Origin of the sequence: Microbacterium sp. UBA7513, assembly GCF_002478345.1 — a bacterium.
Classification (GTDB): Bacteria; Actinomycetota; Actinomycetes; order Actinomycetales; family Microbacteriaceae; genus Microbacterium.
The window spans coordinates 1-11,894 of sequence record NZ_DLNJ01000001.1 but is presented as its reverse complement, the minus strand read 5'-3'; the positions used below and the strand labels follow the sequence as shown (position 1 = coordinate 11,894).

Genomic DNA, 11,894 nt, shown 5'->3' with positions numbered 1-11,894 from the left:
CTCAAGACCGGCAAGGAGGCCGACGTGTTCCTGCTGGAGCGCGCCGTGCCCGACGACCCGACGCAGCGCACCCTCCTCGCCGCCAAGCGCTACCGCGGCATCGAGAACCGGAGCTTCCAGCGCTCCGCCGTCTACACCGAGGGACGCAGCACGCGGAACACCCGCGATACGCGCGCCCTCGCCAAGAAGACCGCCCACGGCCGAGAGGTCGCCGCAGCCCAGTGGTCGCTCGCGGAGTTCGAAGCGCTGTGCCGGATGTGGGAGCGCGGCGCCCCGGTCCCCTATCCCGTGCAGGTCAGCGGCACCGAGATGCTCATGGAGTTCCTCGGCGACGACCGGGGCATCGCGGCACCCCGGCTCGCCCAGGTGCGCGGGTCGAACGCCGAGATGCAGGAGTACTTCACGCAGGTGGTCGACCTCATGCGGGTCTTCGCCGCCGCGGGCTTCGCGCACGGCGACCTCTCCGCCTACAACCTCCTCGTGCACGAGGAGCGTGTGCGGGTGATCGACCTGCCGCAGATCGTCGACGTGATCGCGAATCCGCAGGGCCTCGACCTGCTGCACCGCGACTGCGTCAACGTGTGCGACTGGTTCGCACGGCGACGGGTGGAGTGCGACGCCGAGGCCCTGTTCGCCGACCTCCTCGGGACCCTGTTCTGACCCCCGGGGTCAGGAGGCGAGTCGGGCGGCGAGAAGGGTCACCAGCTCGTACACGACGTGGCTCGCGGCGATCCCGGTCATCTGGGCGTGATCGTACGCGGGCGACACCTCCACGACGTCGGCGCCGACGATGTCCCGGTCGCGCAGCGCCCGGAGGATGCGCAGCAGCTCGCGGCTCGTGAGCCCTCCGGCCTCGGGGGTCCCGGTGCCGGGCGCGTGCGCGGGGTCGAGCACGTCGATGTCGATCGAGACGTACAGCGGCTTGTCGCCGATGCGGGTGAGGATGCGGTCGATCGCCGCCTCCACCCCGTGCTCCTCGACGTACTCGCTGGACACGATGGAGAAGCCGAGGCGCTCGTCGTCCTCGAGGTCCTGCTTCGAGTACAGGGGTCCGCGGGTGCCGACGTGGCAGCTCGCGGTGAGGTCGATCAGCCCCTCCTCGCTCGCGCGGCGGAAGGGGGTGCCGTGCGTGATGGGGGCGCCGAAGTAGGTGTCCCACGTGTCGAGGTGGGCGTCGAAGTGGAGCACCGCGACGGGTCCGTGCTTCGCGGCCACCGCCCGCAGCAGGGGAAGGGCCACCGTGTGGTCGCCGCCGATCGTGACGAGGCGCTGCACCTGCTCGCCGAGCGCCAGCGCCGCGCGCTCGACCTCGGTGACCGCCTCGGTGAGATCGAAGGGATTCACCGGGATGTCGCCCGCATCCACCACCTGGGCGAGCTGGAACGGCGACACGTCCTGCGCGGGGTTGTAGGGCCGCAGCAGCCGGGAGGACTCCCGCACGTGCGACGGTCCGAAGCGGGTGCCGGGGCGGTAGCTCACGCCGGAGTCGAACGGGATGCCGACCACCGCGATGTCGGCGCGCGGCACGTCCTCGATGCGGGGCAGGCGGGCGAAGGTGGCGATGCCGGAGTACCGCGGGTTCACGGAGGCGTCGACGGGGCCGATGTTGTCGGTCATTTCTCGTTCCTGTTCGTCGGGAGGTGTGGGTCTCAGAGGGCGTGCTGCGGGATGTGCACGAGCTGCACCCCGCCGTCGGCGATGGCCGCGCGGATGCTGGGGGCGATGTCGGCGCGTGATGCCGCCCGTCGCCCGGTCGCCCCGAAGGCGGTGGCGAGCGCGGCCCAGTCCGGCTGCACGAGGTCGACGCCGATCGGGGTCATGCCCCGGTCGAGCTCGTTCTGGCGGATCTCCGCGTACCCGCCGTTGTCGACGCACACCACGGTGACGTCGAGACGCTGCTCGACGGCGGTGACGAGCTCGCTCACGCAGAACATCAGAGCGCCGTCGCCGATGACGGTGACGACCGGGCGTTCGGTCTGCGCGACGGCCGCGCCGATCGCGGCGGGGAGGCCATAGCCGAGCGTGGCGTAGGTCGGCGTGTAGAGGAGGGAGTGCGGCTGCTCCTGCCGCAGCACGCTGCCGAGCGCCATGTACACGATCTGGGAGGAGTCGCCCGCCACGATCGCGTCGGCAGGGAGGGCGTCGGCGATGATCTCGGCCAGCGCGACGGTGTCCGGCGCGGTCTCCCGCGACTCGGCCTCGATCGCAGCCCGCTCGGCCGTGAGGTCACGGGCGGGCCGTGCGGGGTCCGGCAGCAGCGGCAGCAGCACGTCGGTCACGGCGGCGGCGTCTCCGGTGAGAGCGACCGTCGCGGTGAGGTTCTTGTCCCGCTGCTCCGGAGAGATGTCGACGCGGATCACGGCGCCGCGTGCCTCGAGCCGGGGAGCCCAGAGCTCCGCCTCGCCCAGCTTCGAGCCGACCACGAGCAGCACGTCGGCGTCTTCGGCCACGGCCCGTGCGGCGGCGAGGCGCAGGTTCGAGCCGAGGGACAGCGGGTGCCGTTCGTCGAGCACCGCCTTGCCGTTCAGGCTTGTGAGCACCGGAGCCCCGAGCCGCTCGGCCACGGCGACGAGCTGGTGCGCGGCGTCCACCGCACCCCCACCGGCCACGATCACCGGGCGGCGGGCGGCCGACAGCAGCCGGGCGGCCTCGGCGAGCGCGATCGGATCCCCGGAGACGCGGTCGGGCATCGGGCGCGGTTTCCGGTCCTCCGCGGGCACGGCGGCGGGCGCCTCCAGCACGTCGAGCGGGATCTCGATGTGCACGGGGCGGGGACGGCCGGTGCGGAAGAGGTGGAACGCGTCGTGCACGGCCTGCACCGCCTCCGCCGCGGTCGACACCCGTCGCGACCACTCCGCGATCGCGCCGACCATGGCTGTCGCGTCTTTGGTCTCGTGCAGCGTGCCGACGTCGGCGAACTCCGCCCCGAGCGGCACGCCGGGCGAGAGGACGATGAGCGGCCGAGACTCGCAGAACGCGGTGCCGATCGCGCTCATCGCGTTCTGCAGGCCCGGGCCTGAGGTCGTGATCACCACGCCGGGGAGCCCGGTCTGCTGCGCCCATCCGTCCGCGCCGTACCCCGACCCCTGCTCGTGGCGGTTGGTCACGGCGCGGATGCCGAGGTCGGCGAGGGGCCGGTAGAACTCCAGGTTGTGCGTGCCGGGGATGCCGAAGACGGCGGTCACCCCGTAGGCGCGGATGGTCTCCAGGACCGCACGGCCCGCGGTGTCGGCGTACCGGTCGTCTCCGATGGTGTCGGTGCTCATCGTGTCATCCTCACATCGCGTGCCGACGGACGCCGTCGACCCAGGTCTCGCGCACCTGGATCGCCGCGATCTCCTCGGCCGGCACCGCGAGCGGATCGTCCGAGAGCACCGCGAAGTCGGCGTACTTGCCCGGCTCCAGGGAGCCGAGGTCGTCCTCGCGGCCGATCGAGACCGCACCCTCGATCGTGTGCGCCCGCAGCGCCGCGGTCGCGGAGATGCGCAGGTCGTCCGGGCCGAGCCGGTGTCCGCGACGGGTGACCCGGGTGACCGCGGTCTGGATCGCCTCCAGCGGGATGGGCTCGGCGACCGGGGCGTCGGAGGAGATCGTCATGGGCACGCCCGCACGCTCGAACTCCCCGAGCGGGTTGAATCGCTCACCGGGGGTGCCGATGGCCTCCTCCACGCCCTCGCCCCAGTTGAAGTAGTGCTGCGTCTGGTTCACGGGACGGATGCCGGCGGCCGCCATCCGCTCGATCTGCGCGGGGGTCGGCAGGCCGCAGTGCTCGATGCGGTGCCGGGCATCCGCGTCCGGACGCTCCGCGAGCGCGGCCTCGATCGCCGACACGACCATCTCGATCGCGGTGGGCGACTGGGCGTGGGTCGCGGTCTGGAGTCCGGCCGCGTGCGCCGTGCGGATGAGCTCCGCGTAGTCGGCGGGCTCGTGGTAGAGCTGGCCGGTGCGGCAGGGGTCGCCGACGTAGCCGTCCGGGAAGTACGCGGTCCAGCCCCCGAGAGTGCCGTCGGCGTAGAACTTGATGCCGGCGAAGCTCAGGTGGGCGTTGCCGAACTGCCCGACCAGTCCCATCTCCAGCGCCTCGTCGAGCAGGTGCGACAGCAGGTACATCGACACGCGCAGCTCCAGCCGCCCGGCCTCGGCCAGCCGCAGGTACATGTCGAACTCGCGGCGCGTGACCTGGCAGTCGCCGATGGAGGTGACCCCGCCCGCGAGGAACCGCTGCGTCGCCGCGTCGAGCTGGCGCAGGTGCTCCTCCGGCTCGTCCGCGAGGTGGAAGTTCGGACCGTGGTGGCCGATCTTCACCCCGTGGACGCCGGTGAGGATGTTGCACGCCGCGTCGGACAGTTCGCCGGTGAGCTCGCCGTCGGCGTCGCGGAAGAACTCGCCGCCGTCCGGGTTCGGGGTGTCCCGGTCCACGCCGTTGAGCTCCAGCGTGTACGAGTTCACCACCCCGCCGTGGCCGGAGGCGTTCATGAGGTACACCTCGCGGTCGGCGGCCACCTCGTCGAGCTCGAAGCGGGTGGGGTGCCGCTTCTCAGCGAGGTTGCGCTGCTCGTAGCCGTAGCCGCGCACCGGACGGCCGGCGGGGAGTTCGGCAGCCGCGGCCTTCAGCAGCGCCACGATCTCCGGGATGCTCCCCGCCTTCTCCGGACCGCAGTCCACCCAGGTCATCATCTGCCCGAACATCAGCGGATGCGCATGCGCGTCCACGAAGCCGGGGACGACCACCGCCTCGCCCAGATCGACGCGTTCCGGGGTGAGTCCGGCCCGCGCCGCCACGTCCTCGCACGCCGCCGCCGTGCCGAGGGCGACGATGCGCCCCCGGTCGGTCAGCATCGCGGTGACGGTGGTGTCCGCCGGGTCCGCCGTGTGGATGGCTCGTGCGGTGACGAGGACGGGAGCGGCCTGGGCCGAGCGGTCGAAGGGGGTGAGCTTTCTCATGATGCCTGTTCGCGGTGGTGTCGTGCGGAGGAAGAGTGCCGGTCAGGGCAGGCGGTTCGCCGTGGTGTCGGTCCGGGCGGTGAACGACGCCGTGACCGGGGCCTCGTCGGAGTGCTGCGGCGCGAGACGCGTGCAGATCCCGGCGATGACGGCCATGCCCACGAACATCGCGATGACCGACCAGACGCTGCCGGTCCAGGCGATGAGCTGCGTCGCGAACCAGGGCGAGAAGCCGGCCCAGACGGCGGCGCCGACGCCGTACGACAGCGCGATGGAGGTGTAGCGGGCCTGCGGACGGAACATCTGGGCCAGGATCGCCGCGATCGGGGCGTAGGTCGCGCTCATCGCGATGCGCACGAGCGAGGCGAAGAGGAAGATCAGCGGCTCCACGCGGCCCGGCATCAGCAGCAGGAAGGGCGCGAAGGTCAGCACCGAGGTGATCAGGCCGATGTACATCACGTTCTTCCGGCCCCACTTGTCACCCAGCCAGGCGACCGGCAGCGTCACGACGAACTCCACGAAGGAGGCCAGGGTCATCGCGTCGAGGATGACCTGCTCGCTGATAGCGATGGGCTCGCCGGTCGCGTACGCGGTGGCGAAGGTGGTGGCCAGGTAGTAGCCGCCGGTGGAGATGGGCAGGATGCCGATGCCGAGGAGGATCGGCTTCCAGTTCACTCGGAGGGCGAAGGCGAGCGGCATGGACTGCTTGCGACCTTCGATCTTCTCCTCGAAGACCGGCGACTCCTCGACGCGATACCGGACCCACAGACCGACGCCGATCAGCACGATCGACAGCAGGAACGGGATGCGCCAGCCGCCGTCGATGATGAACGTGTCGCCGCCGCGGGCCATGATCGCGAAGATGCCGGAGGCGAGGAGGGCGCCGGCCGGGTTGCCGAGCTGGGTGAAGCCGCCGTAGAACGTCTTCGACTTCTCGGGAGCATGCTCGACGCTCATGAGCACCGCGCCGCCCCATTCGCCGCCGACCGCGAGGCCCTGGATGGCGCGGAGCAGGATGAGGAGGATCGGGGAGAGGATGCCGATGTTCTCGTAGGTCGGGAGGCAGCCGACGAGGACGGTCGCGGCCCCCATCAGCAGCAGCGTGATGACGAGCGAGACACGCCGGCCGAGCTTATCGCCGATGTGGCCGAAGACGATGCCACCGAGGGGGCGGACGAGGAAGGCGACCGCGAACGTCGCGAAGGCCGCGGCGGTCTCGGCCAGACGGTCATCGCTCGGGAAGAACAGCGGGCCGAACACGAGGGCGGCGGCCGTGGCGTAGACGTAGAAGTCGTACCACTCGATGGTGGTGCCGACGAAGGCGGCGAAGCCGGCGCGGCGCGCGCGGCTGTGGACGCCGCTTCGGGGGGTGGGGGTAGTGGTCATGGACCCGCTCCTTCGCGGATGGTGTCGGATAGCGAAGGATGCTACGGACGTGAAGCATCACGGGCAAGGGCAGAACTCCAGCGATACGCAGCATTCACTGGATTTATGTCGTTCCTGCCGCGCACTCCAGGCCTTCCGCTCGGTCGAACAGCGCTCTACGCTGAGATTTTGCGGGTGCGGGCGTGCATCGCGGGGAAATCGACGGAATCGGGTGGGACATGGACTTCGATGCGGAACTCATCCGGGCACTGCAGGAGGACGGCCGCGCCAGCATCCGCTCCCTCGCCGAGCGCGTCGGCCAGTCCCGGGCCGTCGTGGCGGCTCGTCTGCGCACCCTGCTCGCCGACCGCACGGTGCGGGTGGTCGCGGCCGTCGACCCCGTGTTCCTCGGCCAGCACGTGCTCGCCCACGTGTCGATCCGGACCGACGGCGCCGTCGAGGTGGTCGCGGAGCGCCTGCGCGACATGTCCGAGACCGTGCTGGTGTCGGCGGTCGGCGGCGCCCACGACATCGTGACGGAGGTGCGGGTGGGGTCGATGTCGGAGCTCCACGATCTGCTCGCGCGCATCCGCGGGAGCGCCGGCGTGCTCGACATCAACACGATCATCTACTCGACCGTGATCAAGGGCTTCTTCGTCTCGGAGTACCACGGGGGCGTGACCCTCGACGGCATCGACGAGGCCCTCATCGAACACCTGCAATCCGACGGGCGGATGAGCTTCCGTGCCCTCGGCGAGCAGGTGCGGCTCTCCCCCAGCGCGGTCGCCACCCGGGTGCAGCGGCTCATCGACGCCGGTGTCATCAAGATCAGCGCCGTGGAGGCTCGAGGGCTCGCGCACCGGCAGCTCTCCATGGGCGTGGGCATGACGCTCGGAGACGACGACGAGGCCGTGATCGACGAGTTGCGGCGCGGGCGCGGAGTCGACTTCGCGGCGCGGACCCTCGGGCGGTTCGACGCCGTCGCGACCCTCGTGGAGCCCTCCGCCGGAGCCCTGTACGCGAGTCTCGAGCGGCTGCGCGCGCTCCCCGGAGTGACCCGGATCGAGGCGTGGCTGCATCTCGCGGTGCTCAAGGAGGACTACGCCCGCACCCTCCGCCCCCTCCGCACCGACTGACCCCCCTCCCGTCCGGCCCGTCCCGGGATCAAAACTGCACCTCTTTCACCCATCCCCGGCACGTTTCTGCACACTCACCGCGAGGGGTTCCCCACGCGCGATGCAAACGGGGCTTCGGCAGCCGCGTGGAGGAGCGTTTTCGATCCCGCGCCCGGCCGCGGCCGTCGGATCACGGCGGGCGAGTGGGACGAGCCGGAGTCGCTCGCGGTGCCGGACTGGACGGGGCTCGTCGACGCCGACCTCCTCTACCGCTGACCGGCAGCCGCGCGGACGTCAAGGGGATGGCGGCACGCGCGGCCGGCGCGCAGGATGGCCGGTATGACGGACGACGGCCCCGCGCCCACCGCGGACGGACACCACATCGTCGTGAACGGCCGGCGGTGGCGCGCCACCGATCCGTCGATCCCCGAGAACCTGCGGCAGGAGCTCGTCGACGAGCTCATGGCCGCACGGCGCGCGGTCAAGGCGGCCGAGCCCGACGCCCGCCGTCGCGTGCAGGATGCGAAGACCGCCCTCGGCGAGCGGGGTGCCCCATGGTGGGAGGAGCCCTCCGCGGCGCAGGCCGAGGAGCGGATCGCCGCGACGATGCGTGCCCTCACCCGGAAACGCGCGGACTCGTCGATCTGCCCGAGCGATGTCGCCCGCGCTATCGGCGGCGAGGAGTGGCGCGACCGGATGCCCGACGTGCGCCGTGTCGCGGCCGACCTGGCCTCCCGCGAGGTGGTCGTGGTCACACAGAAGGGCGAGCGGGTGAGCATCGCCGACGCCCGGGGCCCCGTCCGGATCCGCCGCGGCCCCGCCCTCTGAACGCCCCGGTCGCCCGACGCCGACGGCGCGCCGTCACCGGGCGTTCACCGTCCGCGGCCAGACTTCGACCATGACCTCACCCGATCCCGCGGCGGGCGCCCCCGAGCCCGTGGCGACAGCGAACAGCGGCGCCGTGGCCGTCGTCGGCCTCGATCTGCGCGGAGACACCCCCGCGCCTCGGAAGCAGGTGTACTCCTGGGCGCTGTGGGATTGGGCGACGCAGCCGTTCAACACCGTCATCCTCACGTTCGTCTTCACCGCGCTGTACCTCGTCAGCGCCTCGTTCCTGCCGCCGGAGATCGTCGCCCTCGACCCGAGCGACCCGGTCCGCGTCGCCGCGGAGGCCGACCTCGCCTCCGGTCTCGGACTGGGTTCGACGATCGCCGCCCTCGGCATCCTCCTGCTCGCCCCCGTCCTCGGACAGCGCGCCGACGCCGCCGGACGACAGAAGCTCTGGTTGGGCATCGGCACCGGCGCTCTCATCCTCTGCATGCTGGGACTGTGGTTCGTCGAGCCGCAGCCGGCCCTCTTCTGGCTCGGCGTCGCGCTGATCTCCGCGGGTTCCGTGTTCGGCGAGATCGCCGCGGTGAACTCCAACGCCATGCTCATCGGCATCGCGAACCCGAAGAACGTCGGCCGCATCTCCGGACTCGGCTGGGGCTTCGGCTACCTCGGCGGCATCATCGCCCTCGTCATCGTCGTCCTGCTCGACACCTTCGACTGGTTCGGCATGTCCACCGACAACGGCCTCGCGTACCGGCTCATCGCCGTGGGGTGCGCGGTCTGGGCGATCGTCTTCAGCATCCCGATCTTCCTCAACGTGCCGGAGCCGTCGCTCGGTCGGCCGGAGCGCAAGGTGGGGTTCTTCCGCTCCTACGTCCTCCTCGTGCAGGACGTGATCGGTCTCTACCGCGACCCGCAGACCCGGTCGACGTTCTGGTACCTGCTCGCCAGCGCCGTGTTCCGCGACGGCCTCGGCGGGGTCTTCGCGTTCGGCGCCATCATCGGCACCGCCGTGTTCCGGTTCGGCACCCAGGACATCATCGTCTTCGGCATCGCCGCGAACCTCGTCGCCGGCGTCTCGACCATCATCGCGGGACGCCTCGACGACCGCCTCGGCCCCAAGCGGATCATCCTCGGGTCGATCGGATCGATGATCGTCGCAGGCCTCGCCGTGTTCCTGCTCCGCGACGCCGGGTCCCTCGTGTTCTGGATCGGCGGCCTCGTGCTCTGCGCCTTCGTCGGCCCGGCGCAGGCGGCGGCGCGCTCCTTCCTCGCCCGCGTCACCCCGGCCGGCCGGGAAGGCGAGATCTTCGGTCTCTACGCCACGACGGGAAGGGCCGCGAGCTGGATGGCCTCGGCCGCCTGGACCGTGCTCATCGTCGCGACGAGCCAGACCGCATACGGGATCCTCGGCATCGTCATCGTGCTCATCCTCGGGTTCCTCCTCCTGCTCCCGGTGAAGGCACCGCGCTGAGCCCGCTCCGGGCGTCGGACGGGTCGGGCGGGAGTAGCCTGACCCGGTGACCGTCGTCCTCGCCTTCCTCGCCAACATCCTCGTCGCGATCGCGAAGACGGTCGCCGCCGTCATCACCTCGTCCGCGTCGATGGTGGCCGAGGCCGCGCACTCCTGGGCGGACGCGGGGAACGAGATCTTCCTGCTCATCGCCGACCGGCGCGGCGCGAAGACCAAGGACGCCCGGCATCCGCTCGGCTACGGCCGCAACGCGTTCGTCTGGTCCCTCATCGCGGCGTTCGGCATCTTCACCGCCGGCTCGATCGTGTCGATCATGCATGGCATCCAGGAGCTGTCCGACACCGGGCCCGTGGAGAGCCCGGTCGTGGCGTACATCGTGCTCGGGATCGCCTTCGTGCTGGAGGGCGCGTCGTTCACGCAGGCGATGGTCCGCTCCCGTCGGCTGGCCTGGGAGCGCGGATCCTCCACGTGGGACTTCGTTCTCGAGACGAGCGACACCACGCTCCGGGCGGTGTTCTTCGAGGACTCCGCCGCCCTCATCGGCCTCGTGCTGGCGGGCGGATCGATCCTCCTGCATCAGCTCACCGGTGTCGCCGCGTGGGATGCGATCGGGTCGATCCTCGTCGGGATCCTGCTGGGAGTCGTCGCCGTGATCCTGATCGGACGGAACATCGCGTTCCTCGTCGGCACGTCGGTGTCGCCCGCACTGCGCTCGCGGGTGGGCACGGCCCTCCTCGGCATGGACGACATCGAGCGGGTCACCTACCTGCACATCGAGTACGTGGGGCCGAACCGGCTATTCCTCGTCGCCGAGATCGACCTCGCGGGCGATGCGCGCGAGCACGACGTGGCCCGGCGACTGCGGGAGGTGGAGCGGCGGATCGAGGCGCACGACGCGGTGGAGACCGTCGTGCTGTCCCTCTCGGTGGACGACGAGCCCTCGCTGGACTTCGCCCGCGCGTGAGGCCGGTCAGGCGCGCCAGTTGTCGGCGAGCTTGGTGAGCAGCCGCGCGAGCTCCGTGCGCTCCTCCGGCGTGAAGGACTCGAGCGCGCGGCCGAGCAGCTCGCGGCGTTCGCCCCGCATCCCGCGGGCCAGTCGCCGACCCTCGTCGGTCAGCGCGATGCGGGTGCGGCGGGCGTCGTCCGGGTCGGCCTCGCGGCGCACGAAACCGGCCTGCACTCCCTGCTGCACGAGCCGGGACGCCCGCGGCTGATCCACGCCGATCGCCTGCCCGAGCGCACTCACGCTGAGGGGCTCCGGCGCGGCGGCGAGGGCTTCGAGCATGCGGAGACGGGCCGGTCCGCCGAGGCGGCCGCCGTCGGCCATCCACGGCGGCATCCCCGGGTGGCCGCGGTGATGGGCGAAGTGCTCGCGCGGGTCGCCGTGGGGCCCGTGCCCGTGCGCACCGCGTGGCCCGCCGTGCTCGCGACCCCCGGGCCCGGGTCGGCGTCCGCGCAGTCGGGAGAGCGCCTGCGCGATCGCTTCGGCGGCGTCGGGGGACGCGGGGTCGATCGGATCGGTGGCCATGCCCCGATTTTACATGCAGCTTGACATGCGTTCAGTTTTCATGTCACACTGCATGTACATGCACAGTGACATTAATATGTCGGATGACATCCGTCGTCGGTGCACCACAGACACGAAGGATCACCATGAACACCACTGCAGACAGCACTTCTGACAACACCTCCCGCCCGTTCGGTTTCTGGCTCAAGGCCGTCGACCGCCTGATGGCACAGGACTTCGCCACCGCTTTCGCCGCGGAGGGCGCGACCCGCCGCGACTGGCGGCTGCTGAACGTCGTCGACGGCTCGGTACCCGCGCGCCGCCCGTTGACCCCGCACAAGCTGCACGATCTCATCGACCGCGGCTGGGTCGAGGCGGACGGCGACGGATGGGCGCTGACCGACGAGGGCCGCGCGGCGAAGGAGCGTCTCGGCGCCGCCGTCGACGGCCTCCGCGCGAAGGTCGCCGGCGCGGTCTCCGACGAGGAGATGGCGACGACCCTCGCGGCGCTCGAGAAGATCGCCCGCGCCTTCGGCTGGGACGAGGAGACGCCTCTCCCTCGGAAGCAGCGCCCCGGGTTCGGCTTCGGTCCGCGGCGTGGCTTCGGCCCCCGGCGCGGGTTCGACCGCGGGGACTTCGAGCCCCGGCACGGCTTCGG

Annotated in this window: 11 protein-coding genes; 6 read left to right on the top strand and 5 right to left on the bottom strand. The window is 71.3% G+C overall.

Features of this window, described 5'->3' with window-relative positions:
- The coding region (locus B2W79_RS00055; protein ID WP_292785747.1) for a serine protein kinase RIO at positions 1-660 on the top strand (660 nt) is incomplete at its 5' end.
- A gap of 9 nt (positions 661-669) precedes the next feature.
- On the opposite strand, the gene speB is transcribed toward B2W79_RS00055, so the two are convergent.
- The 4 genes from speB to B2W79_RS00035 are packed head-to-tail and all read right to left on the bottom strand — an operon-like array spanning position 670 to position 6,330.
- A complete protein-coding gene (gene speB, locus B2W79_RS00050) occupies positions 670-1,617 on the bottom strand; it encodes an agmatinase (RefSeq protein WP_292785745.1) in 948 nt (315 codons plus the stop codon).
- 32 nt (positions 1,618-1,649) lie between these two features.
- Positions 1,650-3,266, bottom strand: coding sequence for a thiamine pyrophosphate-binding protein (locus B2W79_RS00045; protein WP_292785742.1), 1,617 nt, complete (start codon positions 3,264-3,266; stop codon positions 1,650-1,652).
- Between the two features lie 10 nt (positions 3,267-3,276).
- Positions 3,277-4,944 (bottom strand): amidohydrolase, encoded by a 1,668-nt coding sequence (locus tag B2W79_RS00040; RefSeq protein ID WP_071329304.1) that lies wholly within the window; start codon positions 4,942-4,944, stop codon positions 3,277-3,279.
- 42 nt (positions 4,945-4,986) lie between these two features.
- A complete protein-coding gene (locus tag B2W79_RS00035; RefSeq protein WP_292785739.1) occupies positions 4,987-6,330 on the bottom strand; it encodes an MFS transporter in 1,344 nt (447 codons plus the stop codon).
- 218 nt (positions 6,331-6,548) lie between these two features.
- Here B2W79_RS00035 and B2W79_RS00030 point away from each other — a divergent pair, with 218 nt between their 5' ends.
- From B2W79_RS00030 to B2W79_RS00015, 4 genes are all read left to right on the top strand, one after another.
- A complete protein-coding gene (locus B2W79_RS00030; RefSeq protein ID WP_071329306.1) occupies positions 6,549-7,445 on the top strand; it encodes an Lrp/AsnC family transcriptional regulator in 897 nt (298 codons plus the stop codon).
- 318 nt (positions 7,446-7,763) lie between these two features.
- The gene (locus tag B2W79_RS00025) at positions 7,764-8,252 is read left to right on the top strand and encodes a DUF3253 domain-containing protein (protein WP_071329307.1); all 489 of its coding nucleotides are present in this window, start codon (positions 7,764-7,766) and stop codon (positions 8,250-8,252) included.
- A gap of 70 nt (positions 8,253-8,322) precedes the next feature.
- Positions 8,323-9,729, top strand: coding sequence for an MFS transporter (locus B2W79_RS00020; RefSeq protein WP_071329308.1), 1,407 nt, complete (start codon positions 8,323-8,325; stop codon positions 9,727-9,729).
- Positions 9,730-9,775: 46 nt separating this feature from the next.
- On the top strand, positions 9,776-10,693 hold the full coding sequence (locus B2W79_RS00015; RefSeq protein WP_292785733.1) for a cation diffusion facilitator family transporter: 918 nt from the start codon (positions 9,776-9,778) through the stop codon (positions 10,691-10,693).
- Positions 10,694-10,699: 6 nt separating this feature from the next.
- On the opposite strand, the gene B2W79_RS00010 is transcribed toward B2W79_RS00015, so the two are convergent.
- Positions 10,700-11,257 carry a MarR family winged helix-turn-helix transcriptional regulator gene (locus B2W79_RS00010; RefSeq protein ID WP_240743066.1) on the bottom strand — a complete coding sequence of 186 codons (558 nt, stop codon included), beginning with the start codon at positions 11,255-11,257 and terminating at the stop codon, positions 10,700-10,702.
- Between the two features lie 125 nt (positions 11,258-11,382).
- Here B2W79_RS00010 and B2W79_RS00005 point away from each other — a divergent pair.
- Positions 11,383-11,894, top strand: a 512-nt coding sequence (locus B2W79_RS00005; RefSeq protein WP_292785729.1) for a MarR family winged helix-turn-helix transcriptional regulator, incomplete at its 3' end; no start/stop codon positions are given.